The sequence below is a fragment of the Pseudomonas sp. DF5 genome, from assembly GCF_058148225.1.
On the sequence record NZ_JBYVYM010000021.1, the window covers coordinates 64,970 to 91,639 of the forward strand.

21 protein-coding genes and 1 pseudogene are annotated in these 26,670 nt (G+C 60.3%); 18 read left to right on the plus strand and 4 right to left on the minus strand.

The genetic code is table 11. From position 1 onward, the window contains the following. The first annotated feature begins 113 nt into the window (after window positions 1–113). The 4 genes from AC30D7_RS19480 (at window position 114) to AC30D7_RS19495 (ending at window position 6,927) form a co-directional block, all read left to right on the plus strand. Window positions 114–3,701, plus strand: coding sequence for a DUF2339 domain-containing protein (locus AC30D7_RS19480; RefSeq protein WP_490135146.1), 3,588 nt, complete (start codon window positions 114–116; stop codon window positions 3,699–3,701). Continuing rightward, window positions 3,698–5,065 carry a DUF3999 domain-containing protein gene (locus AC30D7_RS19485; protein ID WP_019581814.1) on the plus strand — a complete coding sequence of 456 codons (1,368 nt, stop codon included), beginning with the start codon at window positions 3,698–3,700 and terminating at the stop codon, window positions 5,063–5,065. Before AC30D7_RS19480 ends, AC30D7_RS19485 begins: the two co-directional genes overlap by 4 nt. Window positions 5,066–5,310: 245 nt before the next feature. Then, window positions 5,311–6,321 (plus strand): class 1 fructose-bisphosphatase, encoded by a 1,011-nt coding sequence (locus AC30D7_RS19490; RefSeq protein ID WP_007933966.1) that lies wholly within the window; start codon window positions 5,311–5,313, stop codon window positions 6,319–6,321. A 3-nt stretch (window positions 6,322–6,324) separates the two neighbouring features. After that, window positions 6,325–6,927: a DUF924 family protein gene (locus AC30D7_RS19495; RefSeq protein ID WP_490135147.1), complete on the plus strand. Its 603-nt coding sequence runs from the start codon at window positions 6,325–6,327 to the stop codon at window positions 6,925–6,927. 62 nt (window positions 6,928–6,989) lie between these two features. Here the strand turns inward: AC30D7_RS19495 and AC30D7_RS19500 are convergent, their stop codons facing one another. Then, window positions 6,990–7,754 (minus strand): methyl-accepting chemotaxis protein, encoded by a 765-nt coding sequence (locus tag AC30D7_RS19500; protein ID WP_370695245.1) that lies wholly within the window; start codon window positions 7,752–7,754, stop codon window positions 6,990–6,992. A 93-nt stretch (window positions 7,755–7,847) separates the two neighbouring features. Beyond that, a pseudogene (locus AC30D7_RS19505) lies at window positions 7,848–8,882 on the minus strand (HAMP domain-containing protein); the annotation flags it as partial. Between the two features lie 284 nt (window positions 8,883–9,166). On the opposite strand from AC30D7_RS19505, the gene AC30D7_RS19510 reads away from it, so the two are divergent. Continuing rightward, window positions 9,167–9,421: a hypothetical protein gene (locus AC30D7_RS19510; protein WP_019581819.1), complete on the plus strand. Its 255-nt coding sequence runs from the start codon at window positions 9,167–9,169 to the stop codon at window positions 9,419–9,421. A gap of 33 nt (window positions 9,422–9,454) precedes the next feature. Continuing rightward, window positions 9,455–10,024: a lipocalin family protein gene (locus AC30D7_RS19515; protein WP_490135148.1), complete on the plus strand. Its 570-nt coding sequence runs from the start codon at window positions 9,455–9,457 to the stop codon at window positions 10,022–10,024. A gap of 118 nt (window positions 10,025–10,142) precedes the next feature. Here the strand turns inward: AC30D7_RS19515 and AC30D7_RS19520 are convergent, their stop codons facing one another. After that, entirely contained in the window at window positions 10,143–11,507 is a 1,365-nt protein-coding gene (locus tag AC30D7_RS19520; RefSeq protein ID WP_490135149.1) for a formimidoylglutamate deiminase, read from the minus strand. A gap of 146 nt (window positions 11,508–11,653) precedes the next feature. Between AC30D7_RS19520 and hutC the strand changes: the two genes are divergently transcribed. The 11 genes from hutC (at window position 11,654) to hutG (ending at window position 24,829) form a co-directional block, all read left to right on the plus strand. After that, entirely contained in the window at window positions 11,654–12,364 is a 711-nt protein-coding gene (gene hutC / locus AC30D7_RS19525) for a histidine utilization transcriptional repressor HutC (protein ID WP_177318976.1), read from the plus strand. Between the two features lie 12 nt (window positions 12,365–12,376). Then, window positions 12,377–12,946, plus strand: a complete 570-nt coding sequence (locus AC30D7_RS19530; RefSeq protein WP_490135150.1) for a HutD/Ves family protein — start codon at window positions 12,377–12,379, stop codon at window positions 12,944–12,946. Between the two features lie 450 nt (window positions 12,947–13,396). Beyond that, window positions 13,397–15,094 (plus strand): urocanate hydratase, encoded by a 1,698-nt coding sequence (hutU, locus tag AC30D7_RS19535; RefSeq protein WP_490135151.1) that lies wholly within the window; start codon window positions 13,397–13,399, stop codon window positions 15,092–15,094. Window positions 15,095–15,264: 170 nt separating this feature from the next. After that, entirely contained in the window at window positions 15,265–16,233 is a 969-nt protein-coding gene (locus tag AC30D7_RS19540) for an ABC transporter substrate-binding protein (protein WP_018929183.1), read from the plus strand. A gap of 70 nt (window positions 16,234–16,303) precedes the next feature. Further along, on the plus strand, window positions 16,304–17,155 hold the full coding sequence (locus AC30D7_RS19545) for an ABC transporter permease (protein ID WP_490135152.1): 852 nt from the start codon (window positions 16,304–16,306) through the stop codon (window positions 17,153–17,155). Beyond that, window positions 17,152–17,982, plus strand: coding sequence for a quaternary amine ABC transporter ATP-binding protein (locus tag AC30D7_RS19550; protein WP_096481383.1), 831 nt, complete (start codon window positions 17,152–17,154; stop codon window positions 17,980–17,982). The genes AC30D7_RS19545 and AC30D7_RS19550 overlap by 4 nt, the downstream gene beginning before the upstream one ends. 144 nt (window positions 17,983–18,126) lie before the next feature. After that, a complete protein-coding gene (hutH, locus tag AC30D7_RS19555) occupies window positions 18,127–19,650 on the plus strand; it encodes a histidine ammonia-lyase (protein WP_490135153.1) in 1,524 nt (507 codons plus the stop codon). 111 nt (window positions 19,651–19,761) lie between these two features. Further along, window positions 19,762–21,300 carry a histidine ammonia-lyase gene (gene hutH / locus AC30D7_RS19560; protein WP_018929179.1) on the plus strand — a complete coding sequence of 513 codons (1,539 nt, stop codon included), beginning with the start codon at window positions 19,762–19,764 and terminating at the stop codon, window positions 21,298–21,300. A gap of 82 nt (window positions 21,301–21,382) precedes the next feature. Beyond that, window positions 21,383–22,792, plus strand: coding sequence for an amino acid permease (locus AC30D7_RS19565; RefSeq protein WP_018929178.1), 1,410 nt, complete (start codon window positions 21,383–21,385; stop codon window positions 22,790–22,792). A 17-nt stretch (window positions 22,793–22,809) separates the two neighbouring features. Continuing rightward, on the plus strand, window positions 22,810–24,015 hold the full coding sequence (gene hutI / locus AC30D7_RS19570) for an imidazolonepropionase (RefSeq protein WP_019581829.1): 1,206 nt from the start codon (window positions 22,810–22,812) through the stop codon (window positions 24,013–24,015). Between the two features lie 10 nt (window positions 24,016–24,025). Then, window positions 24,026–24,829 carry an N-formylglutamate deformylase gene (gene hutG, locus AC30D7_RS19575; protein ID WP_490135154.1) on the plus strand — a complete coding sequence of 268 codons (804 nt, stop codon included), beginning with the start codon at window positions 24,026–24,028 and terminating at the stop codon, window positions 24,827–24,829. 161 nt (window positions 24,830–24,990) lie between these two features. On the opposite strand, the gene AC30D7_RS19580 is transcribed toward hutG, so the two are convergent. After that, window positions 24,991–25,257, minus strand: a complete 267-nt coding sequence (locus AC30D7_RS19580; protein ID WP_490135155.1) for a hypothetical protein — start codon at window positions 25,255–25,257, stop codon at window positions 24,991–24,993. A gap of 445 nt (window positions 25,258–25,702) precedes the next feature. Here AC30D7_RS19580 and AC30D7_RS19585 point away from each other — a divergent pair, with 445 nt between their 5' ends. Further along, on the plus strand, window positions 25,703–26,650 hold the full coding sequence (locus tag AC30D7_RS19585; protein ID WP_477744133.1) for a choline ABC transporter substrate-binding protein: 948 nt from the start codon (window positions 25,703–25,705) through the stop codon (window positions 26,648–26,650). Window positions 26,651–26,670 lie beyond the last annotated feature (20 nt).

Sequence of the window (26,670 nt, forward strand, 5' to 3'; positions counted from 1 at the left end):
GGGCGGCGCACTGCCGCTCCCACACTGGATTCCGGGTGCCTGCTCACTAGACTGAGCCAGAGGCTGTATCGCACGGATCAGCCCCGCCACGGGGCCGCTTAGGGATATCGACCATGCAATGGATGTTCATGCTGATTGGGCTGCTGCTGGGCTGGATGCTTGACGAGTCGTTCAGCGAGGCGCTGTTGGGCGCGTTGCTCGGGCTGGGTCTCGGCCAGGCCATTCGCATTGGCCGCTTGAGTACTCAATCGACCGAGCAGCGACGCTTGCTTGATCAGGCTCAGGTTGCGCTGAATGCGGTCGAGCAGCGACTGGCGTTGCTGGAGGTGTCGGGTGCCAAGGCACCTGAACCAGGCGAACCGGTTGTCAGCGAACCTGCTGCATCGCCTGAAATCAGTCTTGAGCAAGCCCCTGTCGCACCCACGGAGCTGGTCTGGGAACTACCCCCCGAATTCGAACCCATCACTGTGGCCGCTGCCGAAACCAGTCGTCCGCTGCCCGCCGATGTCTGGCAAGCCGAGCCGGTTGCCCGCAAACCGCAGCAACCGGCTGAGCCGCGCGGCCCGAGCTTCATCGAGCGCGCCATCAGCGGCGCACGCAACTGGCTGTTCGGCGGTAATACCGTGTTGCGGGTCGGTGTGGTGCTGTTGTTCCTCGGCCTGGCCTTCCTGTTGCGCTATGCCACCGAAGGCATGGTTGTGCCGATCGAGTTGCGTTACGCCGGCGTTGCGGCGGCGGCCTTGGGCCTGCTCGCGCTGGGCTGGTGGCTGCGACTGCGCAACAGCAACTACGCGCTGATGCTGCAAGGCACCGGGATCGCGGTGTTGTACCTCACGGTATTTGCCGCGATGCGTCTGCATCCGTTGCTTGATCCAAAGGCAGCATTGGGCCTGTTGGTGGTGGTAACGGTGTTCTCGGCGATTCTCGCCATTACCCAAAATGCGTTGGGCCTGGCGGCCGCAGCTGCGTTGGGCGGTTTCGCCGCGCCGATCCTGACCTCCACCGGCGCCGGCAATCACGTCGCGCTGTTCAGCTATTTCGCCCTGCTCAACGCCGGCATCCTCGCCATCGCGTGGTTCAAGGCCTGGCGGCTGCTCAACCTGATCGGGTTTGTCGGCACCTTCGGTATCGGCTTTGCCTGGGGCCTGCGCTCCTATAGACCGGAGCTGCTATGGAGCACCGAGCCGTTCCTGATTCTGTTTTTCCTGATGTACCTGGCCATCGGTTTGTTGTTCACCCGGCGCAAGTTGCTGGAGATGAGCGACGCGCCCGAGGACGGCAGCCGTGAAGCACTGCTGCACTGGTCGGCGCACAAGGGCGATTACGTCGACGGCATGATGCTGTTCGCGCCACCGCTGGTGGGCTTCGGTCTGCAGTTCGCACTGGTGGAGCACTTTGAATTTGCCGCAGCCTTCAGTGCGTTGGCCTTGGGCATGATCTACATGGGCCTGGCCAAGTTGCTGATGGGTGGCCGAGCGCTGTTGTTGGCCGAAACCTGTCTGGCGCTGGGGGTGATCTTCGCCAGTCTGGCGATCCCCCTGGGGCTGGACGCGCGTTGGACTGCCGCAGCCTGGGCGGTGGAAGGCGCGGGGATTTACTGGCTCGGCCTGCGTCAACGACGACCGCTGGCGCGGGCCTTTGCCTTGCTGCTGCAACTGGGTTCGGCGCTGGCCTTTCTCAGCGAATTGCGCAGCGGCGAGAGCAGTCTGCTCGATGGCGCGCCGCTAGGGGCGTTGATGCTTGGCGTGGCGTTGCTTTTCAGCTTCTATCAATTGCGCAAAGCGTCACCCGAACAGGTATCAACGCGGGAACGCCAAGGCTTGCCGGTGCTGGCCTGCCTGGGCCTGACGTTCCTCTATCTGCTGGCGCCGCTGTTTTTCTTCACTCACGGCACGGCGATCAGTTGGGCGTTGGCCGGATTGGTGACGCTGTTCGTCGGCCTGCGCCTGCAATCGCGAGCGTTCCTGTTCAGTGCGTTCGCCGTGCAACTGCTCGGCGGTGCGTTGTTCCTGGTGCGGCTGCAAGGGGCAAGCGGAGAGTCGGGTGCGGTGTTCAGCGCCGGATGGAGCGGTTTGCTCAGCGCGTCCCTGATCGGGTTGGCGTTGATCGCTGGCATGCTGCTGGCGGCCCGCGATGAAATGGTGCGCAGCGATGTGCGTTTGCTGCGTGGCTTGTCAGTGGTGCTATTGGCCGGTCTGGTGCTGATCAACCTGGCTGTGCTGTTCGTGTTGCCGTGGCAAACCGCGAGTGCGGTGTGGGCGGCCAGTGGTTTGTTCATCATCTGGCTGAGTCTGTACCTGAAGCAGCGTGTGAGTTTTGTCTTTGGTCTGCTGTTGCAGGTGATCGGCGGCGTAGCGTTCCTGTTCGCCGGGCCGGACCTGCTCGGGCCGCTGCTCAGCGAAGGCTTGCGACCGTTGGCGCATAGCGGGTTCTGGACACCGCTGGTGCTGGGGCTGGCGGCATTTGTCGGGGCCTGGCGTTTGCAGCTAGGCAACCATGCTTCGGCTTTCGATGTGTTGAGCCTGCAGCGCTTGTCCGAAGTGTTGCTGGTGTGGGGCACGGGTTGGTGGGCACTGGCGTGGATCAGCGAAGTGCTGCGTTTTGCGCCTGTGAACCTGCAAGCGACGTTGTTGCTGGCGGTCGCGGCGGTGAGTGTGGCGCTGTGGGCGGTGCTGGCGCTGCGCCTGAAGTGGTCGTCGCTGGGCTTGCTCTGCACCTTGCTGATTCCCGCCGCCGGTCTGGTGTTGCTCACGGCCTGGCATTCGCGTTATCACCCGGCCGCCAACTTCGGCTGGCTGGTTTGGGCCGCGGTGTTCGTCGTGCATTTCACCTCGCTGCGGCGGCTAGCGCCAATGTTGCCCGAAAAAGCCCTGAGCACCGCCCATGTGCTCGGTTGCTGGCTATTGATCGGCGTGTTGGCCCTGGAGCTGCGTTATGGCTTGCTGCTGTTGTCGGAGCAGTACAACGCCTGGCGTTGGCTGGGTTGGGCAATTCTGCCGAGCCTGTATCTGGTGCTGATGGCCGCACCGCGCACGTGGCCATGGCCGGTGTCGGCTTATCCCCGCGAGTACCGGGTCTATGCCGCCGCGCCTTTGGCGTTGTTGATGCTCGGCTGGTTCTGGCTGGCGAACATGGCCAGCGACGGCACCGCCGAGCCGTTGCCCTATGTGCCACTGATCAACCCGCTGGAGCTGGGCCTGTTGTTCGCCCTGTTCGGTGTTTATGTCTGGTCCCGCAACGCAGTCACGCAACTGGCGATCCGCAAGGATTACACCGATAACGCCACGCAGGTGATTGCCGGTGTTTCACTGTTCGCCTTCTTTACCGCGCTGGTGATGCGCGCGGCTCACCACTGGGGTGGCGTGCCGTTCGCGCTGGATCTGCTGCTTGAATCGATGCTGGTGCAGGCCGGCCTGTCCATCGTCTGGACCCTGATGGCCCTGAGCCTGATGATCGGTGGGCATCTGCGTCATCGCCGCGAAGTCTGGCTGATCGGCGCGGCGCTGATCGCGCTGGTGGTCGCCAAATTGTTCTTCGTCGAATTAAGTAACCGCGGCGGGCTGGCGCGGATCGTGTCGTTTATCGGCGTTGGCGTGTTGCTGTTGGTGGTGGGCTATTTCGCCCCGTTGCCACCCAAGCGTGCCGAAGCCGTGCCGGATGCTGAAAAACCGGCCCCTGAAACCGAAGGAGCGTCATCTTGAGTCAGAAGCTGAACCTGGGCTGGTGGGCTGCTGTTGTGCTGGGTGTGACACTGTCGGCTGGCGCGCAGGAAAAACCTGCGGACTTCGCCACGCAGGTGCCATTGTCTGTGAGCGGCGAGGGCCCGTGGTATCGCCTGGAACTGCCCTTGGGCGTGCAACTGAACGCGCGGCAAACCGATCTCAGCGATGTGCGTGTGTTCAACGCCGCCGGTGAGCCTCAGGCGTACGCTCTGGCCCGAGAGCCTGCGCAGACTCACGAAAACCGCACGCTGACCGACGTAAAGTGGTTCCCGTTGTACAACTCGGCGGATGCCAGCGAACGCACGCCAAGCGTACGGGTGCAATCGAACACCAACGGCACGTTGATCGAAGTGCAGCCGTCCAGCCAGTTGGAGGCGGGCGAAGAAGAACTGCGTGGCTGGTTACTCGATGCCAGCGGCATCAAGGCGCCGTTGCAGCAATTAATCCTCGACTGGACCAGTGAACGCGACGGCTTCCAGCGTTTCAGCATCGAGGCCAGCAACGATTTGCAGCATTGGCAGTCGTGGGGGGAAGGGCAGGTGGCGCGTCTGACGTTTGCCGACGAACGGGTCGAGCAACATGAAGTCGGCCTGCCGGGGCAATCGGCGCGCTATCTGCGTTTGCTTTGGAATTCGCCTCAGTCGGCGCCAGTGCTGACCTCGGCGCAACTGGAAAGCACCAACCCTCGCACCTTGCCGCTGCCGTTGGTCTGGTCGCAACCCTTGGCCGGCAGCAGCGTGAAGGCCGGTGAGTACATCTGGCAATTGCCGATGGGGTTGAACGTCCAGCGTTTGCAGATCGAGCTGAATCAGCCCAACAGCCTGGCACCGGTAACATTGTCGGGGCGCCGGGAGACCAGCCTGCCGTGGCAACCGCTGACCAACGGTTTGCTCTATCGCCTGACCCAGAATGGCCAGGACGTGGTGCAGAACGAATTGCAGTTGTCGGGTCAGACCGTGCAGCAATTGAAACTGACGGTGGATGAACGCGGCGGTGGCCTGGGTGCCGAAGCACCCACCGTGCGGTATGCCGTGCGCTCCACGCAGTTGGTGTTCCTGGCGCGCGGGGCCGGGCCTTATACGCTGGCGCTGGGAAGTGCGACGGTGAAGGCTGCAAGCTTGCCGTTGTCGACGCTGATTCCCGATTACAGCGCGGCAAAGCTGGCGACGTTGGGCAAGGCGACGGTGGACGGCGGGGCTGTGGTGACCCCGGTGGCGACAGCGCCAACGGTGCTGGGCACGAACTGGAAAAAGATCGGGCTGTGGGCGGTTTTGCTGCTCAGTGTGCTGTTTTTGGGGGGTATGGCGTTCAGTTTGCTGCGCAAGCCTGCTGCTAAATCCTGAGGATGGCTGGCGCTGTGCGCCAGATCGCGGGCAAGCCGCTCCTGCAGGGGCGAGGGTTGCCCGCGAAGACGTCCTTCCTGCCACCAAAAATATCGAAACTGGCGCCCAATCGCAGCCCATTTCCAACTACGCTCAACCCCGCGCATGAACTCTATTGGGTGTATCACGTCTGATAGGAGGAAATGCGCCCCGACTCGCGTTAAACTGCGCGGGTTTTTAGCCCCCCCATTCCTCCGGAGCCGTCCATGTCCCGCGTTACCCTGAGTCGCTATTTGATTGAGCAGACCCGCAGCAACAACACTCCTGCCGATCTGCGTTTCCTGATCGAAGTGGTGGCGCGTGCCTGTAAGGAAATCAGCCACGCCGTCTCCAAAGGCGCCCTGGGTGGTGTCCTGGGCAGCATGGGCACTGAAAACGTCCAAGGTGAAGTGCAGAAGAAGCTTGATGTGATGTCCAACGACATCCTGCTCGAAGCCAACGAATGGGGCGGTCACCTGGCCGGCATGGCATCCGAAGAAATGGACAATGCCTACCAGATCCCGGGCAAATACCCGAAAGGCGCGTACCTGCTGGTGTTCGACCCGCTGGACGGTTCGTCGAACATCGACATCAACGCGCCGGTCGGTACGATCTTCTCGGTGCTGCGTTGCCCGAACGAATACCTGACCCAGAACGAGCCTTTGAACGAAAAGGCTTTCCTGCAGCCAGGCACTCAGCAGGTTGCCGCCGGTTACGCGATTTACGGTCCACAGACCATGCTGGTGCTGACCCTGGGCAATGGCGTCAAAGGCTTCACCCTGGATCGTGAAATGGGCAGCTTCGTACTGACCCATGAAGACATCACGATTCCGGAGTCCACGCAGGAATTCGCGATCAACGCGTCCAACAAGCGTCACTGGGAAGCGCCGGTACAACGTTACGTCGACGAGTTGCTGGCTGGCGATGAAGGCCCGCTGAAGAAGAACTACAACATGCGTTGGGTCGCCGCGATGGTGGCCGACGTGCACCGCATCCTGACCCGCGGCGGTCTGTTCATGTACCCACGCGACAGCCGCGAGCCGTCGAAGCCGGGCAAACTGCGCCTGATGTACGAAGCCAACCCGATGTCGTTCTTGGTGGAGCAAGCGGGTGGCGCATCCACTGACGGCCACCAGCGCATCCTCGACATCCAGCCGGAAGGCCTGCACCAGCGTGTTGCGGTGTTCCTCGGTTCGAAAGAAGAAGTTGCCCGCGTCACGGCTTACCACAAGGAATAAAACATGACCGCGCCCTGGCAGCCGTTACTCGAATGGTGGTTTGGATCTTTCGAATCACCCAACGAAATAGCGGCTGACAAGGGCAAGTTATGGTTCGGCAAGCGTGACAGTCAGGACCTCGAAGCGCGGATGCGTTTCGGGGATCTGGTCGAGCAGGCACTGGCCGGCGGATTGACCGAATGGGCGCAACGCCCCGAAGGTTGGCTGGCCCTGGTGCTGTTACTCGATCAATTGCCGCGAATGATCTTTCGCGACACCCCCAAATCCTTTTCCGGCGACGTCAGGGCCCAGGCACTGGTGGCGCAAGGCATTGCCGCGGATTTCGATCGGCAACTGCAACCGATCCAGCGGGTATTTATCTATCTGGTGTTCGAGCACTGCGAAAACCTGGCGGTGCAGAACGAAGCGGTTTCGCGGTTTCTCGATCTGGTTGAACAGCAACCCGAGGCGGATCGGGCGGTGTTTGCCAGCAACCTGGATTACGCCGAACGGCATCAGAAGATCATTGCGCGATTTGGGCGGTTTCCCCATCGCAATGCGGTGTTGGGGCGTGAGTCTACGGCTGAGGAGCTGGAGTTTCTTTCGGGGCCAGGATCGCGCTTCTAGCTTTTCGTTGTTGCTGATGCCGGCATCGCGGGCAAGCCCGCGATGAGGCCGGTGAGAGCGCCTTAGATCCGGAAACTACCGACCAACTGCTTCAACCGCGCCGCTTGCTGCTCAAGATCGGCACACGCACGCAAAGTCGACTGCAAGTTCTCCACACCTTCCTGGTTCAGCGTGTTGATCTCGGTGATGTCGACGTTGATCGATTCCACCACAGCGGTCTGTTCTTCGGTCGCGGTGGCCACCGACTGGTTCATCCCGTCGATCTCACCGATGCGCTGCGTCACGCTGCCCAGGCGTTCGCCGGCCTGGTTGGCAATGCCGACGCTGCTTTCGCTCTGACGCTGGCTGTCGGTCATGGTGCTGACGGCTTCCCGGGCGCCAACTTGCAGCTCCTCGATCATCTTCTGCACTTGCTGCGCCGAATCTTGAGTGCGGTGGGCGAGGTTGCGTACTTCGTCGGCCACCACGGCAAAACCACGGCCGGCTTCACCGGCGCGCGCCGCTTCGATGGCCGCGTTGAGGGCCAGCAGGTTGGTTTGCTGCGAGATGCTGGTGATCACTTCCAGAATCTGTCCGATGTTCACCGTGTTGCTGTTCAGGGTTTCGATGTTGCCGCACGAATCGCTGATTTTTGCCGAAAGCTGGTGCATCGCGGCGATGGTTTTATCCACTACCTGCTGACCCTCTTCGGCCAGGCTGCGTGCGTCGCTCGAATGTTGCGAGGCGAGGGCGGCGTTCTGGGCGATTTCCTGGGCGGCGGCACCGAGTTGGTTGATCGCTGCCGCGACGCTGCTGGTACGCGACGCTTGCTGATCGGAGTTGAACATCGACGAGTTCGAGGCCGCCACTACGCGCAGGGCAACTTCGTTGACCTGGCCGGTGGCCGAAGAGACTTCGCGGATCGAGGTATGGATACGCTCGACGAAACGGTTGAACGAGGTGCCCAGTGCACCGAATTCGTCCTGGCCGTGAATGGTCAGGCGTTTGGTCAGGTCGCCTTCGCCCTCGGCGATGTCATGCATGGCGCGGCCCATGATCAGCAGAGGCTGCATCAGTACGCGGATCAACATGCTCAGCAGCGCGATGATGATCACCACGGCGATGACCATGGCGATGATCGCCGAGGTGCGAAATTCGCTGAGCATCGAGAACGCGGTTTCCTGATCCAGCACTAGCGCCACATACCAGTCCGCCGACGGCACACCGTTAACGTGGGTGAAGGAGATGAACTGGGTTTTACCGTCCAGTTCGACTTCCTTCAAGCCCGGGCTGACTTTAGGCGCGCCGTTGGGATAGGCGTCAGTCAAGCTCTTGAGCACCAGTTTGCTGTCCGGGTGGATCAGGATCTTGCCGTCGGCGCTGACAATGAACGCATGGCCATGGCCGCCGAAGTTCAGCGAGTTGATGATTGCGCTGACGCTGGACAGGTCGATATCCGCGCCGGCGACGCCAATCATTTGGTTCTGATACTTCACCGGTGTGGCCACGGTGATCACCAGTTTGCCCGACGACGCCGCGATGTAGGGTTCGGTGACGATGGTCTGTTGCGCATTGTTGGCTGCCTTGTACCAGCCACGGGCGCGGGGGTCATAGTCCGCGGCGCGGTTACCAGCCGGCACCGAGAACATCACGCCATCGGTGCCGCCGAAGTAGCTCAGCTGGAAGTTGCTGGTATAGGCAGGCAGGTCGATGGCGCGTTTGAGGTTGGCCGGGGCGCCGCCGTCCACGGCGATCTGCTGGGACAGCGATTGCAGCAATTGGATGCGGCTTTCCAGCCAGGTCTGGATGTTGCTGGTGGTCAGGCTGCCGAGTTCCTGCATCGAGGACTCAGTACTGCTGCGCAGGGTTTGCCGCTGGCGGTAATCGTTGAACAGGATGAAACAGGCGAATGCAACGGCCACCACAAGAGCGGCTGCCAACAAGATCTTGTGGCTGAATTTCATGTTTCTGGTCATTAAGTGATCTACCGCGCAGTGGCTGGTCAGCAAAGGGGCGTCAATTTGCCACAGTCGAGGGCTTGGCGCTGCTTTTATGTCGACTGGCCGGCGCCAAAGATTAGGCAGGTATCGACGAAAACCGACGAAATACTCAAGGGCGTGAGAAAGGGGCTGATTTATTGGTAAAAGGCTGACGAGTGGCCTAATAAATAGGCGGACGGTCGGGGAACCAGATTAGGGTTTTCTCTTCTAAGCTTCTGGTTGGCAACATGCCACCTCTCTTCCGCTCCAGGAGTTACACCATGTCGCTGCGTTCTATCGCCTTGCTCTCGTTCTGCGTGCTGTTGGCCGCGTGCAGCAAGATCAATCAGGAAAATTATTCGAAGCTGTCGACCGGCATGCCCAAGGCCGAGGTTGAAACCTTGCTGGGCAAACCGACCGACTGCTCGGGCGCACTCGGCATGTCCAGCTGCACCTGGGGCGACAAAAACAGCTTTATCAGCGTGCAGTATGCCGGTGACAAAGTGCTGATGTTTTCGGGCCAAGGCCTGAAGTAAACCGGGGCTTTTCGCCCACGGGAGAAAAAAATAATGAAGCGGTTCCTGATCGTTCTTTTGGCCGGCCTGGTATTGGCCGGCTGCGCCTCTTCTGGCGTAGATCCGTTGGCGCCCAAGACCGTCAACAGCGTCAACCTCAAGCGTTACCAGGGAACCTGGTACGAATTGGCGCGTCTGCCGGTGTATTTCCAGCGTAACTGTGCGCAATCCGAAGCCCATTACAGCCTCAAGCCTGACGGTGGGATGGCGGTGCTGAACCGCTGCCTGACTTCGCAATGGCAATGGGAAGAGGCCAAGGGCACGGCTTATCCACAGGTACCCGGCAAGGCCGACAAGCTGTGGGTCGAATTCGATACCTGGTTCTCGCGACTGATACCCGGTGTGTCGAAGGGAGAATACTGGGTGTTGTATGTCAGCGATGATTACAAGACCGCGATTGTCGGTGACCCGAGCCGCCATCATCTCTGGCTACTGTCACGGACCCCGACGGTCAATGGTGTAGTGCGTGAAGAACTGCTGAGCAGGGCGCGTCAGCAGGGCTATGACACGACGCGACTGATCTGGCGTACGTCGGATGCCAAGATGGCTAAAACCTCGAACTGACTGCTAACGAAGATCAAATGTGGGAGCGGGCTTGCTCGCGAAAGAACTGTCACTACCAACACAATTGTTGACTGACAGACTGCTTTCGCGAGCAAGCCCGCTCCCACATTTTTTTGCGTCAGCCCAAGAGATCACGCAGGACTTGGGTGAATGCCCGGTTACTCTCTTCTTCACCGGCATGCCGCCCATCGCGCACGACCCACTGGCCATTGACCAGCACATCCCGGACCTGGCGATCGCCACAGGCAAACAGCCAACGATTGAGAATCCCGTCGCCACTGGCTGTCGCCAGGTATGGATCGTTGCCGTCCAGCACCAACCAATCCGCGCGCTTGCCGACTTCCAGGGCGCCGATCGGCTGGCCCAACGCCTGGGCTCCGCCATCCAGCGCGGCGTCGTACAGCGTGCGGCCGACCATCGGCTGATCGGCGCCATACAGCCGATTACGCCGCTGATCGCGCAGACGCTGGCCGTATTCCAGCCAGCGCAATTCTTCAACCACGCTCAACGACACATGGCTGTCGGAACCGATACCCATGCGCCCGCCCTGCGCCAGGAAGTCCACCGCCGGGAAAATCCCGTCGCCGAGGTTGGCTTCAGTGGTCAGGCACAGGCCGGCGATGGCGCGGCTCTTGGCCATGAGCGTGACTTCTTCCGGGTTGGCGTGGGTGGCGTGGACCAGGCACCAGCGTTGATCGACTTCGGTGTTTTCGTACAACCATTGCAGCGGACGGCGACCGCTCCAGCTCAGGCAGTCATCGACTTCCTTCTGTTGCTCGGCGATGTGAATGTGCACCGGGCACTGCTTGTCGCTGGCCGCCAGCACTTCGCTGATCTGCTGCGGTGTGACCGCGCGTAACGAGTGGAAACACAGGCCGAGCGACTGCGCCGGTTGCTGCGCCAGAATCGGCTGCAAACGCGACTGAAGCTTCAGGTAGTTTTCGGTGCTGTTGATAAAGCGGCGCTGGCCTTCGTTCGGGGCCTGGCCGCCGAAACCGGAGTGGCTGTAGAGCACCGGCAGCAAGGTCAAGCCGATACCGGTGGAGCTGGCCGCCTGGCTGATGCGCAGTGCCAGTTCGGCGGGGTCCGCATACGGCTGGCCATTATTGTCGTGATGGACGTAATGGAATTCCGCGACCGATGTGTAACCGGCCTTGAGCATTTCGATGTACAGCTGACGGGCGATGACGCCGAGTTGATCCGGGCTGATTTTTCCGACGAGCCGATACATCAGATCGCGCCAGGTCCAGAAACTGTCATTCGGATTACCCGCCACTTCCGCAAGTCCCGCCATGGCCCGCTGGAAGGCGTGGGAGTGTAAATTCGGCATTCCCGGCAGCAGCGGACCGCTCAACCGTTCGGCGCCATCTGCGTGGGAATCGGCCTGGATATGGGTCAGCACGCCATCGGCGTTGACTTCAAGACGTACATTGTTGGCCCATCCACTAGGCAGCAGCGCGCGTTCGGCAAAGAAGGCGGACATGGTTCAGCACCCCATCGTGTGTTATTTGTATATACATATACAGACGTTTGCCTGCTCGGTAAACTCCGGCAAGCTAGCAACCTCTACCAAATGAACAAGGATTAACCGTGCCGACTCCGCCTGCAGTCTCCCCGTTGGCCGCGAACATGGGCGACAGTCCGGCGCCCTTGTACGCCCGCGTAAAACAGATGATCACCCAGCAAATCGACAGTGGAAACTGGCCGCCGCACTACCGCGTTCCGTCGGAAAGCGAACTGGTCAACCAGCTGGGTTTCAGCCGCATGACCATCAACCGCGCCCTGCGCGAGATGACTGCCGACGGCCTGTTGGTGCGTATGCAAGGCGTTGGAACGTTCGTCGCCGAGCCAAAAAGTCAGTCTGCGCTGTTTGAAGTGCACAACATCGCCGACGAGATCGCCTCCCGTGGTCATCGTCACACGTGCAAGGTGATCACCCTCGAAGAAGAGGCCGCCGGTTCCGAGCGGGCCCTGGCCCTGGACATGCGCGAAGGCCAGAAGGTGTTCCACTCGCTGATCGTGCATTTCGAAAACGATATCCCGGTGCAAATCGAAGACCGTTTCGTCAATGCACTGGTGGCGCCGGAGTACCTCAAGCAAGACTTCACCCTGCAAACGCCATACGCCTATCTGAATCAGGTCGCGCCGTTGACCGAAGGCGAGCATGTGGTCGAAGCGATTCTCGCCGAGCCGTCCGAGTGCAAGTTGCTACAGATTGAAAAGGGCGAACCGTGCCTGCTGATTCGTCGCCGCACCTGGTCCGGCCGTCAGCCAGTGACCGCTGCCCGTTTGATCCACCCCGGTTCCCGTCATCGTCTGGAAGGACGGTTCCACAAATAAGAAGAGCCATAAATGAGTCAGTTGAAGGTTTTACGCGCAACCGATTACCCGCGCATGCCGTGGAAGAACGGCGGCGGCAGCACTGAAGAAATCACCCGTGATACGGGGGTAGGTCTTGATGGTTTTGGCTGGCGCCTGTCGATTGCCGACATTGGCGAGTCGGGCGGTTTTTCCACCTTTGCCGGGTATGAGCGGGTGATCACCGTACTGCAGGGCGAAGGCATGACCTTGCGTGTCGATGGTCAGGACACGCGGGCGTTGTTACCGCTGGACCCGTTTGCCTTCAGTGGTGAGAGTCATGTGTCCTGCGCATTGCTCGGCGGACCGATTCGCGACTTCAACCTGATTTATGCTCCGGATCGCTACAGTGCGCGGTTGCAGTGGCTGGAAGGCAAGCAGCGGTTTTTTAGTGAAGCCGGGACTCTGCTGGTGTTCAGCGTCAGTGAAGCGCTTGAAGTGAAGGTCGGTAACAACGCATCGCAACTCGGTCGCCATGATTGCCTGCAACTGGACGGTAACGTCGGTCTGCTGGACATCGCCATCAATGGTTCGTGCTGTGTCATTGAGCTGACTGCACGCTGATTCAATATCGAGTCGCCTCTATCGCGGGCAAGCCCCGCTCCCACAAGGTCGATGACAATCTTGTGGGAGCGAGGCTTGCCCGCGATGCTTTTCGTCCTCGCCAATCCGTTCCCCATCGCGCACCAGTTTGTTACCGAACGCCCCAGCGTGGCGCAAAACCACGCTCAAGTAACAACCGGCACGTCCTCGAATAAATCCCCGCGAAAAATTTCATCTGCGCCAGAACCCTTGATTCAAGCGCTTTCCAGCCCTGGAAAAAATTTTCTTGGATGCTCATTCAACAAGTTGGCCGCTTGATTGCATATGCTTGTATGTACAAGTAAAGACGTATGTGTATGAGTCACGAAGACTCAACCATCGTCCACTGATTCGCTGATGTGCACTGACGCCCATCGGCTTGCTCGCCCACTGCCTGGGTTGGTTTGGATTGATTGCTGAGGAGTTCTTTTCGTGACTGAGAATAAACCTACGACCGCTTCTTTTACTAAGCACCGTGACGTTGAAATCCGCGCATCGCGTGGTAACAAGCTGACCGCCAAGAGCTGGCTGACTGAAGCGCCGCTGCGCATGCTGATGAACAACCTCGACCCGGAAGTCGCCGAGAACCCTAAAGAACTGGTGGTTTACGGTGGTATCGGTCGTGCGGCACGTAACTGGGAATGCTACGACAAGATCGTCGAAAGCCTGACCAACCTGAACGACGACGAGACCCTGCTGGTGCAATCCGGCAAGCCGGTCGGCGTGTTCAAGACCCACAGCAACGCACCACGCGTTCTGATCGCCAACTCCAACCTGGTACCACACTGGGCGAACTGGGAGCACTTCAACGAACTCGACGCCAAAGGCCTGGCCATGTACGGCCAGATGACCGCCGGCAGCTGGATCTACATCGGCAGCCAGGGCATCGTTCAAGGCACCTACGAAACCTTCGTCGAAGCCGGTCGCCAGCATTACAACGATGATCTGAAAGGTCGTTGGGTCCTGACCGCAGGCCTCGGCGGCATGGGCGGTGCACAGCCTCTGGCTGCAACCCTGGCCGGCGCCTGCTCGCTGAACATCGAATGCCAGCAGGTCAGCATCGATTTCCGTCTGAAAAGCCGTTACGTCGACGAGCAAGCCAAAGACCTCGACGACGCCCTGGCCCGTATCGCCAAATACACTGCCGAAGGCAAGGCGATCTCCATCGCCCTGCTGGGCAACGCCGCGGAAATCCTCCCGGAACTGGTCCGTCGTGGCGTGCGCCCGGACATGGTCACCGACCAGACCAGCGCCCACGACCCGCTCAACGGCTACCTGCCGGCCGGCTGGACCTGGGACGAATACCGCGCCCGCGCCAAGACTGAACCTGCTGCCGTGATCAAGGCCGCCAAGCAATCGATGGCCGTTCACGTCAAAGCGATGCTCAATTTCCAGAAGCAAGGCATCCCGACCTTCGACTACGGCAACAACATCCGTCAGATGGCGCAAGAAGAAGGCGTGGAAAACGCATTCGACTTCCCGGGTTTCGTACCGGCTTACATCCGTCCACTGTTCTGCCGTGGCATCGGCCCGTTCCGTTGGGCTGCACTGTCGGGCGACCCGCAGGACATCTACAAGACCGACGCTAAAGTCAAAGAACTGATCCCGGACGACGCCCACCTGCACAACTGGCTGGACATGGCTCGCGAGCGCATCAGCTTCCAGGGTCTGCCGGCACGTATCTGCTGGGTTGGCCTGGGCCTGCGCGCCAAGCTCGGTCTGGCGTTCAACGAAATGGTCCGTAGCGGTGAATTGTCCGCGCCAATCGTGATCGGTCGCGACCACCTGGACTCCGGATCGGTAGCCAGCCCGAACCGCGAAACCGAATCGATGCAGGACGGTTCCGATGCCGTGTCCGACTGGCCACTGCTCAACGCTCTGCTGAACACCGCGAGCGGCGCGACCTGGGTTTCCCTGCACCACGGCGGTGGCGTAGGCATGGGCTTCTCCCAGCACTCGGGCATGGTGATTGTCTGCGACGGTACTGACGAAGCGGCCGAGCGTATCGCTCGCGTGCTGCACAACGACCCGGCCACCGGTGTCATGCGTCACGCCGATGCGGGTTACCAGATCGCGATCGACTGCGCCAAGGAACAGGGGCTGAACCTGCCGATGATCACCGGCAAATAAGAGAAAAGACCACTGCAGGAGCTGCCGCGGCAGCTCCTGCAGAGATCACGATGTTGCAGACCCAACAATAAGCGGGGCGGGTCGCGCGTAGCGCAGGCCTGATTGGACGTGGACAGGGCTGGATGCCTCTTGACTGCCGTAAGCCAACTCATGATTAGGAGCGTCACACAATGAAATCGAACAAGACCCTGCTGACCACTTTGCTTTCCATGGGCCTGCTGGCCAGTGCCGGTGCTACCCAGGCGGCTGGCTGGTGCGAATCGGGTAAACCGGTGAAGTTCGCCGGCCTGAACTGGGAAAGCGCCATGCTGCTGACCGACGTGCTGCAAGTCGTGTTGGAGAAAGGCTACGACTGCAAGACCGACAGCCTGCCGGGCAACTCCATCACCATGGAAAACGCCCTGAGCAGCAACGACATCCAAGTGTTCGCCGAAGAGTGGGTCGGCCGCAGCGAAGTCTGGAACAAGGCCGAGAAGGCCGGCAAAGTCGTCGGTGTCGGCGCTCCGGTGGTGGGTGCCGTCGAAGGCTGGTACGTGCCGCGCTACGTGATCGAAGGCGACGCCAAGCGCAAACTGGAAGCCAAGGCGCCGGACCTGAAAAACATTGCCGATCTGGCTAAATATTCCGCGGTATTCAAGGACGCCGAAGAGCCATCCAAAGGGCGGTTCTATAACTGCCCGGCCGGCTGGACCTGCGAGCTGGATAACAGCGAAATGCTGAAAAGCTACGGCCTGGAAAACAGCTACACCAACTTCCGTCCAGGCACCGGCCCGGCGCTGGATGCGGCGGTGCTGTCGAGCTACAAGCGTGGCGAGCCGATCCTGTTCTACTACTGGTCGCCAACCCCGCTGATGGGCCAGATCGACGTGGTCAAACTGGAAGAAAAACCGGGTGTCGACAAGCGCGTGACCATCAAGGTCGGCCTCTCCAAGACTTTCCACGAGCAGGCCCCGGAACTGGTGACCGTGCTGGAAAAGGTCAACCTGCCGATCGACCTGTTGAATCAGAACCTGGGGCGTATGGCCAAAGAGCGGATCGAGTCGCCAAAACTGGCCAAGATCTTCTTGAAGGAACATCCTGAAGTCTGGCACGCGTGGGTGAGCGAAGACGCAGCCAAGAAAATCGACGCGGCCTTGTAGGTTGAGCCTCTCCGACTGTCGGCAACGGCAGTCGGATGCTTGATCGCAACCCCTTGATTGAGAGTCTCTTATGTTTCCCGAAAGCTTTACCTTTTCCATCGCCGACTGGGTCAACGGTTGGGTCGATACGCTGGTCACCAACTACGGCGACGTGTTCCGCAGCATCTCCGACACCCTGCTGTGGGCCATCGTCAATCTTGAAGGGCTGCTGCGTGCGGCGCCCTGGTGGCTGATGCTGGCGATCGTGGCGGGCGTGGCCTGGCACGCGACCCGCAAAGTCGTGACCACGACGGTCATCGTCGGCCTGCTGTTCCTGGTGGGCGCGGTCGGTCTCTGGGACAAGCTGATGCAGACCCTGGCGCTGATGATGGTGGCGACGGTCATCTCGGTGCTGATCGGCATTCCGTTGGGCATTCTTTCTGCGCGCAGCAATCGCCTGCGTTCGGTGTTGATGCCGTTGCTGGACATCATGCAAACCATGCCGAGCTTCGTGTACCTGATCCCGGTGCTGATGCTGTTCGGCCTGGGCAAGGTCCCGGCGATTTTCGCTACCGTTATTTACGCTGCGCCGCCGCTGATCCGCCTGACCGATCTGGGTATTCGCCAGGTCGACGGTGAAGTGATGGAAGCCATCAACGCCTTCGGTGCCAACCGCTGGCAGCAACTGTTCGGCGTGCAACTGCCGCTGGCCCTGCCGAGCATCATGGCCGGGATCAACCAGACCACCATGATGGCCCTGTCGATGGTGGTGATCGCCTCGATGATCGGTGCCCGTGGCTTGGGTGAAGACGTATTGGTGGGGATTCAGACCCTCAACGTCGGACGTGGTCTTGAGGCCGGTCTGGCGATCGTGATTCTGGCAGTGGTGATCGACCGCATTACACAGGCGTACGGTCGTGCACGGCATGAGGTGAGCAAATGAGCAACGCAGCCATCAGCAAGATCGAAGTCAAAAACGTCTTCAAGATTTTCGGCAACCGTTCCAAGGATGCGCTGGCCATGATTAGCCAGGGCAAAACCAAAGACCAGGTATTGGCCGAAACCGGTTGCGTGGTCGGCGTGAATGACCTGTCGCTGAGCATCGGCACCGGCGAGATCTTCGTGATCATGGGCCTGTCGGGTTCCGGCAAGTCGACCCTGGTGCGTCACTTCAACCGCCTGATCGACCCCACCAGCGGTGCGATCCTGGTGGACGGCGTGGACATCCTGCAATACGACATGGAAGCCTTGCGCGAATTTCGCCGGCACAAGATCAGCATGGTGTTCCAGAGCTTCGGCCTGCTGCCGCACAAAAGCGTGCTGGATAACGTCGCCTACGGCCTGAAAGTGCGTGGCGAGAGCAAGCAGGTGTGCTCCGAACGCGCGCTGCACTGGATCAACACCGTGGGCCTGAAGGGCTACGAAAACAAATACCCGCATCAGCTTTCCGGCGGTATGCGCCAGCGTGTGGGCCTGGCTCGTGCCCTGGCCGCGGACACTGACATCATCCTGATGGACGAAGCCTTCAGCGCCCTCGACCCGCTGATCCGCGCCGAAATGCAGGACCAGTTGCTGGAACTGCAAAAGACCCTGCACAAGACCATCGTCTTCATCACCCACGACCTCGACGAGGCCGTGCGCATCGGCAATCGCATCGCGATTCTCAAGGATGGCCGGCTGATTCAGGTCGGCACGCCACGAGAGATCCTGCATTCGCCGGCGGATGAGTATGTAGACCGGTTCGTACAGCGGCGGGCTGCGGTGGTTTGAGGTTGATCGTTTTTGTGGCGAGGGAGCTTGCTCCCGCTGGGCTGCGAAGCGGCCCTGAAAATCTGCGACCGCTGCGCGGTCGAACGGGAGCAAGCTCCCTCGCCACAGGTGTCATACGTCCATGAATTTTGTATGAGGCTCTAGATGTCCCAGGCTGAAAAAATCGTTATCGCCGATGCCCCGTTGCGTTGGCAGGATGTGGTCGCGGTCGCCCGCCACGGCGTGCAGCTTGAGCTGTCGGCCCAAACCTGGGCGCGGATCGAGAATGCCCAGGCGATCGTCCAGCGCATCGTCGCCAGCGGCGAGCGCGCCTATGGCGTCAACACCGGCCTGGGCGCCTTGTGCAACGTCTCGCTCAAGGACGAACAACTCAGCCAGCTGTCGCGCAACACCTTGCTCAGCCATGCCTGCGGCGTCGGTGCTCCGCTGTCCGAAGAGCAGACTCGCGCGATTCTCTGCGCCGCGATCCACAACTACAGCCATGGCAAATCCGGCATTCACCGCCGGGTAGTCGAAGCGTTGCTGGCGTTGCTCAATCGCGGCATCACTCCGCAAGTGCCGTCCCAGGGGTCGGTCGGTTATCTGACCCACATGGCCCACATCGGCATCGCGCTGCTGGGCGTCGGTAATGTCAGCTATCGCGGGCAGATCGTTTCTGCACAACAAGCCTTGGCCGAAGAAGGGCTGCAACCGGTTCAACTGGGTGCCAAAGATGGTTTGTGCCTGGTCAACGGCACACCGTGCATGACCGGCCTCAGCTGCCTGGCCCTGGCCGATGCAACGAACCTGGTGCAGTGGGCCGATGTGATCGGCGCCATGAGCTTCGAAGCCCAGCGTGGTCAGATTGCCGCGTTCGATGCCGAGATCATTGCGCTCAAACCGCATCCGGGCATGCAACAGGTGGGTATCAATCTGCGGGCATTGCTCGACGGCAGTGAAGTGATCGCCAACAGCAAAGGCATTCGCACTCAGGATGCGCTGAGCATCCGCTCGATTCCGCAAGTACACGGCGCTGCCCGCGATCAGCTGGAACACGCCAGAAAACAGATCGAGACCGAGCTCAACTCCGCGACCGACAACCCGTTGCTGTTGGGCACGCCGGACAACTTCCGTGTCATGTCCCAGGCCAATCCGCACGGCCAATCGGTTGCTTTGGCGGCTGACTTGCTCGCCATTGCCATGGCCGAAATCGGCTCTATCGCCGAACGTCGCCTGGACCGCTTGGTCAACCCGCACGTCAGCGGTTTGCCAGCCTTTCTGGTGGCCAACCCGGGCGTGAACTCCGGGATGATGATCGTGCAATACGTCGCGGCGTCGCTGTGTGCGGAAAACCGCCAGTTGGCACAGCCGGCGGTGCTCGATAACTACGTTACGTCGGGCTTGCAGGAAGACCACCTGAGCATGGGCACCAACGCCGCGCTGAAGCTGCATCGCGCGTTGGAAAACTGCACGCAGATCCTCGCCATCGAGTACCTGTTGGCGGCTCAGGCTTTTGAGTTCCTGAAAGAGCAACGCTTCGGCGCCGGCACCGATGCCGCGTGGCGCCTGCTGCGCGAACGTATTCCGGCTTACGACCAGGACCGCTGGCTGGCGCCGGACATCGCCAGCGCCGCTGCCGTTTTGAAAGACCCGATTTTGCTGCACAAGGCTGTACCGAACCTGAACTGATTTCCACAACACCAGCGTGCCAAGGCGCGGCCCCTCCAAAAGGCGGGAAGCGACGGACAACGGATATCTCCGGAGCGTCTGGTTAGTTAATAAAAAACTCTCAAAAGGAGAATGAATGTGACTGCGCTTAATTTGATTCCCGGCCAACTGAGCCTTGCCCAACTGCGTGATGTGTATCAGCAACCGGTCAAAATCACCCTCGATGAAAGCGCTTCGGCGCAAATCGAAGCCAGCGTTGCCTGCGTGGAACAGATCCTCGCCGAGAACCGCACCGCGTATGGCATCAACACCGGTTTCGGCCTGCTGGCCTCGACCCGCATCGCCAGCGAAGACCTGGAAAACCTCCAGCGCTCGCTGGTGCTGTCCCACGCCGCCGGTGTCGGCGAACCGATCAGCGACGCCTTGGTGCGGCTGGTCATGGTGCTCAAGGTCAACAGCCTGAGCCGTGGTTTCTCCGGTATTCGTCGTCAGGTGATCGACGCACTGATCGCGCTGATCAACGCCGAGGTTTACCCGCATATTCCTCTGAAAGGTTCGGTTGGTGCATCCGGCGATCTGGCGCCGCTGGCGCACATGTCGCTGGTGCTGCTGGGCGAAGGCAAGGCGCGTTACAAAGGTGAATGGCTGCCCGCCACCGAAGCGCTGAAAGTCGCCGGTCTGACACCGCTGACCCTGGCAGCGAAAGAAGGCCTGGCGCTGCTCAACGGCACTCAGGTGTCCACTGCCTACGCCCTGCGTGGCCTGTTCGAAGGCGAAGATCTGTTCGCTGGCGCCCTGGCCCTTGGCGGCCTGACGGTCGAAGCGGTACTGGGCTCGCGCTCGCCATTCGACGCCCGCATTCATGCCGCTCGCGGCCAGAAAGGCCAGATCGACGCCGCTGCCGCTTACCGCGATTTGCTGGGCGAGCGCAGTGAAGTGTCCGACTCGCACCAGAACTGCGAAAAGGTCCAGGATCCGTACTCCCTGCGCTGCCAGCCGCAAGTCATGGGCGCCTGCCTGACCCAGTTCCGTCAGGCCGCCGAAGTGCTCGCCATCGAAGCCAACGCCGTATCGGACAACCCATTGGTGTTCGCGGCTGAAGGCGACGTGATCTCCGGCGGTAACTTCCACGCCGAGCCGGTGGCCATGGCTGCCGACAACATGGCTCTGGCCATTGCCGAAATCGGCTCCCTGAGTGAACGCCGCATCTCGCTGATGATGGACAAGCACATGTCGCAACTGCCGCCGTTCCTGGTGGCCAATGGCGGCGTGAACTCCGGCTTCATGATCGCCCAGGTGACCGCTGCAGCACTCGCCAGCGAGAACAAGGCACTGTCCCATCCGCACTCGGTGGACAGTCTGCCGACTTCCGCCAACCAGGAAGACCATGTGTCCATGGCCCCGGCTGCCGGCAAGCGTCTGTGGGAAATGGCCGAGAACACTCGCGGGATTCTCGCGGTGGAATGGTTGGCGGCGGCCCAGGGTCTGGATCTGCGCGACGGTCTGAAAACCTCGCCAAAACTGGAAAAAGCCCGCGCGATCCTGCGTGCTGAAGTGCCGTTCTATGAGAAGGACCGCTTCTTTGCGCCGGACATCAATGCGGCCAGTGAGTTGTTGGCTACGCGTTGCCTGAATGGCCTGGTGACGGCGAAGTTGCTGCCTAGCCTGTAATAGCTCCTTCTCTGATGATCATTCCCACGCGGAGCGTGGGAATGATCATTTAGCGTCGAATAAGAATAATTAAGGACGAGAAATGCAACAGCCAGCAAAAGGTTTGAAACGCGGGCTCTCTGCCCGACATATTCGCTTCATGGCACTGGGGTCGGCGATCGGCACCGGGCTGTTTTACGGTTCTGCCTCGGCCATTCAAATGGCCGGCCCCGCGGTCCTGCTCGCTTACCTGATCGGTGGCGCGGCGGTGTTCATGGTCATGCGCGCCCTTGGCGAGATGGCGGTGCATAACCCGGTGGCCGGTTCTTTCGGCCAGTACGCCAGCACCTATCTGGGGCCAATGGCGGGCTTTATCCTCGGTTGGACCTACGCATTTGAAATGGTCATTGTCGGTATGGCCGACGTGACCGCATTCGGCATTTACATGGGGTTCTGGTTTCCGGAAGTCTCCCGCTGGATCTGGGTGCTGGGCATCGTTTCGGTGGTCGGCGGCTTGAACCTGTGCAACGTCAAAGTCTTCGGCGAAATGGAGTTCTGGTTGTCGCTGCTCAAGGTCGCGGCCATCGTCGCGATGATCCTCGGCGGTTTCGGCATCATGCTGTTCGGCATCAGCAATGCGCCCGGTGCCCAAGCGACCGATATCAGCAACCTCTGGACCCAGGGCGGCTTCATGCCCAATGGCGTGGGCGGCTTGATCGCCTCGTTTGCGGTGGTGATGTTTGCCTTTGGCGGTATTGAAATCATCGGCGTTACCGCCGGTGAAGCCAAAGACCCGCAGCATGTGCTGCCTCGCGCGATCAATGCCGTACCGTTGCGAATCCTGCTGTTCTACGTGCTGACGATGCTGGTGCTGATGTCGATCTTCCCGTGGCAGCAGATCGGCAGCCAAGGCAGCCCGTTCGTGCAGATTTTCGACAACCTGGGGATCAGCTCGGCGGCGACCATCCTCAACATCGTGGTGATCTCGGCGGCGGTGTCGGCCATCAACAGTGACATCTTCGGCGCGGGCCGCATGATGTATGGCCTGGCTCAGCAAGGGCACGCACCGAAAGGCTTCGCTCGCTTGTCGCGCAATGGCGTGCCTTGGTTGACGGTGATGGTAATGAGCTGCGCACTGCTGCTGGGTGTGTTGCTGAACTACCTGATCCCGGAAAACGTGTTTCTGCTGATCGCCTCCATCGCGACCTTTGCCACGGTGTGGGTCTGGCTGATGATTCTGTTCACCCAGGTGGCCATGCGTCGCTCCATGAGTGCCGAGCAGGTCGCGCAATTGAAATTCCCGGTACCGTTCTGGCCCTATGCGCCGATGGCGGCGATTGCCTTCATGCTGTTCATCTTCGGCGTGCTGGGTTATTTCCCGGACACTCAGGCGGCGTTGATCGTCGGCGTGGTCTGGATAGTGTTGCTGGTGCTGGCCTACCTGACGTGGGTCAAACCGGCGGCAGGCAAGGCGGTACCGGTGGAACAGGAACCCATTTTTTCTCATCGATAACCTAACGGAGGCCAAGGATGAAAACGCTCTGGCAACACTGCCACGTCGCAACCATGGCGCAAGGCGTCTACTCGATCATCGAGGATGCGGCCATCGTGACGTCCGGTGCGCACATTGAGTGGGTCGGCCCACGCGCCGAACTGCCGGCCGGCGAGTACCCGGCCGTCAATGACTTGAGCGGGGCCTGGGTCACTCCGGGCCTGATCGACTGCCACACCCACACAGTGTTCGGCGGCAACCGCAGCGGCGAATTCGAGCAGCGCCTGCAAGGCGTCAGCTACGCGGAAATCGCCGCTGCCGGCGGCGGCATTGCCAGCACCGTGCGCGCCACCCGCGCCGCCAGTGAAGACGAGCTGTTCGCCAGTGCCGCCAAGCGTCTGAAAAGCCTGATGCGTGATGGCGTGACCACCGTCGAAATGAAATCCGGCTACGGCCTGGACCTGGCCAGCGAACGCAAGATCCTGCGGGTGATCCGCCGTCTCGGCGCCGAGCTACCCGTCAGCGTGCGCAGCACATGCCTGGCGGCTCACGCCTTGCCGCCGGAATACACCGACCGCGCCGACGCGTACATCGATCACATCTGCAGCGAAATGCTCCCGGCCCTGGCAGCCGAAGGGCTGGTGGATGCGGTAGACGCGTTCTGTGAATACCTGGCGTTTTCGCCAGAGCAGGTCGAGCGGGTGTTCGTCGCCGCGCAGAACCTCGGCTTGCCGGTGAAGCTGCACGCCGAGCAATTGTCATCGCTGCACGGTTCGAGCCTGGCGGCGCGTTACCACGCGCTGTCCGCTGATCATCTGGAATTCATGACCGAAGACGACGCCATCGCCATGGCCAAGTCCGGCACTGTCGCGGTATTGCTGCCCGGCGCGTTTTACTTCCTGCGGGAAACCCAATTGCCGCCGATGGAAGCCCTGCGCAAACACGGGGTGAAAATCGCCATCGCCAGCGACCTCAACCCGGGCACTTCGCCGGCGTTGTCGTTGCGTTTGATGCTGAACATGGCCTGCACCTGTTTCCGCATGACCCCGGAAGAGGCGCTGGCAGGGGCGACTATTCATGCCGCCACCGCGTTGGGCATGGGCCAAACCCACGGTTCGCTGGAAGCCGGCAAGGTCGCAGACTTCGTCGCCTGGCAAATCGATCGTCCGGCCGACCTGTCGTACTGGCTGGGCGGCGACCTGGAAAAACGCGTCGTGCGTCACGGCGTTGAATCAAATCTGTAGGAGAGCGGTTGTGGATAAGGTTCTGAACTTCAAACAAGGCCGCGTGCCACTGCTGATCAGCATGCCCCACGCCGGCCTGCGCCTGACCCCGACGGTGGAAGCGGGGTTGATCCCCGACGCGAAAAGCCTGCCGGACACTGACTGGCACATTCCACGGCTTTATGAGTTCGCTGCCGAACTGGGCGCCAGCACCCTGGCGGCCGAGTACTCGCGGTTTGTCATCGACCTGAACCGGCCGTCCGACGACAAGCCTTTATATGTCGGCGCCACCACCGGTCTGTATCCGGCGACGCTGTTTGACGGCGTGTCGTTGTTCCGCGAAGGGCTGGAGCCGTCGGCTGCAGAGCGGGCTACGTATCTGGAGCAGATCTGGACGCCGTACCACCGCACCTTGCAGCAAGAGCTGGCACGGCTGAAAGCCGAGTTCGGCTACGCGCTGCTGTTCGACGCGCACTCGATCCGCTCGGTGATCCCGCACCTGTTCGACGGCAAACTACCGGACTTCAACCTCGGCACCTTCAACGGCGCCAGTTGCGATCCGCAGTTGGCCACACAGCTGGAAGCGATCTGCGCGAAGCACACCGATTACAGCCATGTGCTGAACGGTCGCTTCAAGGGCGGTCACATCACCCGGCACTACGGCAACCCGGCCGAGAACATTCATGCCGTGCAACTGGAGTTGGGCCAGTGCACGTATATGGAAGAGTTCCAGCCGTTCCGTTATCGCCCGGATCTGGCGGCACCGACGCAGGTGGTGCTCCGGGAGTTGCTGCAAGGGCTGTTGGCGTGGGGACAGCGGCAGTATTTGAAGTAAAAAGAGAACTGGCAGGCACTTGTTTTTTCTGCGCGCGGTTGTGCCGCGATGTAGCTGACTCAAATGTTGAATGGGCGGCCTAAAATAGGCGGCCCATTTAACATGGCGGTTGATAAAGCACTGGCTGATGCTCCCGTATGAGTCTCCAGTAAAGTCTCGACTTATTGGCCAATCAATGCGCAAAAAACCACCTTCGTGACTGGAGCTTTTGTTTTTTTATATTGGGTTTTGAGTTTACTTTCTGCATCCTTTTCTGAGGAAGCTTGGATAGGCATTTTTATATACTGCGGGTTAGCGAGATCTGTACTCATTGTAAATTTACAAGAGTATGTGTGATCTCCAGCAAAGGCATGGGGGGACAGTGCGCAGACCGAGAGCAATGCCTGCGACCCGAGGCAGTGCTTGAATGATTTGGTATTGAAGCTCATCGCTATATCCTTATAAGAGTATCGATTTGAAGCTCTATTTATATCTGTTTGTCGATGATGGTCTACTGTCATATCTGATAGGTGTAAATGGTTTCTTATAATTATTTGCAGTTGATGCTTTTTTTTCTAGTGCGATTTTAATGCTTCGGGTTGTCGGCTATTAATGTTCACGCAGTTCAAGCTTAAATGCTTATCTGTGGGAGCGGGCTTGCACGCGAAGAGGGAGTGTCAGTCGATATCAATGTTACCTGGTACGCGGCCTTCGCGAGCAAGCCCGCTCCCACATGGATTGCGCTTCGCCTCGATACCTGATTGGAACTGTCGCCACCGTGCAAAACACGGTCGCCACAGGTCACTTTTGCCGACTCGGTGCTGCGTAACGTTGTGGGCACGGTGCACAAAGACACCGGGCCCACAATAATCTGCTGCCGAGCGAGCCTTCCCGATGAAACGACTGTTCAACCGCTGTCTGTTAATCCTCACCGGCACTGCTCTTCTGAGCACCAGCGTTTTCGCCAACGACCCCGCTTCCTGCAAGACCGTGCGCATGGGCGTGGTCAACTGGACCGACGTCATCGCCACCAGTGGCATGGCTGACGTATTGCTCAACGGCCTTGGCTACGAAAGCAAGCAAACCAGCGCCGTGCAGCAAATCATCTTCGCCGGCATTCGCGACAAACGCCTCGATATCTTCCTCGGTTACTGGAAACCGGCGATGGACAAGAACATCGCCCCGTTCGTCGCTGCCAATCAGGTGAAGGTCATGGACAAACCGAGCCTGGCCGACGCCCAGGCAACGCTCGCCGTACCTGACTACGTTGCTGCCGCCGGCCTGAAAACTTTCGCCGATATCGCCAGATTCAAGGATCAGCTCGGCGGCAAGATCTACGGCATCGAGCCGGGCAGCGGTGCCAATACCACGATCAAAACCATGATCGAGACCAACCGCTTCGGCTTGAAGGACTTCAAACTGATCGAGTCCGGTGAGGCCGGGATGCTCGCCGCCGTGCAGCGGGCGGTCAATCGCAAGGAGTTCGTGGTGTTCGTCGGCTGGACCCCGCATCCGATGAACATCAACATGAACATCGCCTACCTGACCGGCAGCGAAGACGTCTACGGCCCGAACGAAGGCGCGGCGACCGTTTCCACCGTGACCGCGCCGGACTATGCCGAGCGTTGCCCGAACGTGAACCGTCTATTGGAAAACCTGACCTTCACCGCTGCCCAGGAAAGCCAGTTGATGGTGCCGATCATGGAGCGCAAGACGCCGCAGGATGTCGCCAAACAGTGGCTGCGTGATCATCCCGAAGACCTTCAGCGCTGGCTGGCGGGTGTCAGCAGTTTCGATGGCAAGGAAGGGGTGGCAACCGTTCAAGCCAGTTTGAAAAACTGACTGGTCGAGCGAGAGCACTC

Bases quoted from the DNA above. Each gene is read 5' to 3' on its own strand.
- AC30D7_RS19520 (WP_490135149.1), bottom strand. From the start codon at position 11,507: ATGTCCGCCTTCTTTGCCGAACGCGCGCTGCTGCCTAGTGGATGGGCC.
- AC30D7_RS19550 (WP_096481383.1), top strand. From the start codon at position 17,152: ATGAGCAACGCAGCCATCAGCAAGATCGAAGTCAAAAACGTCTTCAAG.
- AC30D7_RS19545 (WP_490135152.1), top strand. From the start codon at position 16,304: ATGTTTCCCGAAAGCTTTACCTTTTCCATCGCCGACTGGGTCAACGGT.
- AC30D7_RS19585 (WP_477744133.1), top strand. From the start codon at position 25,703: ATGAAACGACTGTTCAACCGCTGTCTGTTAATCCTCACCGGCACTGCT.
- AC30D7_RS19580 (WP_490135155.1), bottom strand. From the start codon at position 25,257: ATGAGCTTCAATACCAAATCATTCAAGCACTGCCTCGGGTCGCAGGCA.
- hutI (WP_019581829.1), top strand. From the start codon at position 22,810: ATGAAAACGCTCTGGCAACACTGCCACGTCGCAACCATGGCGCAAGGC.
- AC30D7_RS19565 (WP_018929178.1), top strand. From the start codon at position 21,383: ATGCAACAGCCAGCAAAAGGTTTGAAACGCGGGCTCTCTGCCCGACAT.
- AC30D7_RS19500 (WP_370695245.1), bottom strand. From the start codon at position 7,754: ATGTTCAACTCCGATCAGCAAGCGTCGCGTACCAGCAGCGTCGCGGCA.
- hutC (WP_177318976.1), top strand. From the start codon at position 11,654: ATGGGCGACAGTCCGGCGCCCTTGTACGCCCGCGTAAAACAGATGATC.
- AC30D7_RS19510 (WP_019581819.1), top strand. From the start codon at position 9,167: ATGTCGCTGCGTTCTATCGCCTTGCTCTCGTTCTGCGTGCTGTTGGCC.
- AC30D7_RS19515 (WP_490135148.1), top strand. From the start codon at position 9,455: ATGAAGCGGTTCCTGATCGTTCTTTTGGCCGGCCTGGTATTGGCCGGC.
- AC30D7_RS19480 (WP_490135146.1), top strand. From the start codon at position 114: ATGCAATGGATGTTCATGCTGATTGGGCTGCTGCTGGGCTGGATGCTT.
- AC30D7_RS19495 (WP_490135147.1), top strand. From the start codon at position 6,325: ATGACCGCGCCCTGGCAGCCGTTACTCGAATGGTGGTTTGGATCTTTC.
- AC30D7_RS19490 (WP_007933966.1), top strand. From the start codon at position 5,311: ATGTCCCGCGTTACCCTGAGTCGCTATTTGATTGAGCAGACCCGCAGC.
- AC30D7_RS19540 (WP_018929183.1), top strand. From the start codon at position 15,265: ATGAAATCGAACAAGACCCTGCTGACCACTTTGCTTTCCATGGGCCTG.
- AC30D7_RS19530 (WP_490135150.1), top strand. From the start codon at position 12,377: ATGAGTCAGTTGAAGGTTTTACGCGCAACCGATTACCCGCGCATGCCG.
- hutH (WP_018929179.1), top strand. From the start codon at position 19,762: ATGAATGTGACTGCGCTTAATTTGATTCCCGGCCAACTGAGCCTTGCC.
- hutH (WP_490135153.1), top strand. From the start codon at position 18,127: ATGTCCCAGGCTGAAAAAATCGTTATCGCCGATGCCCCGTTGCGTTGG.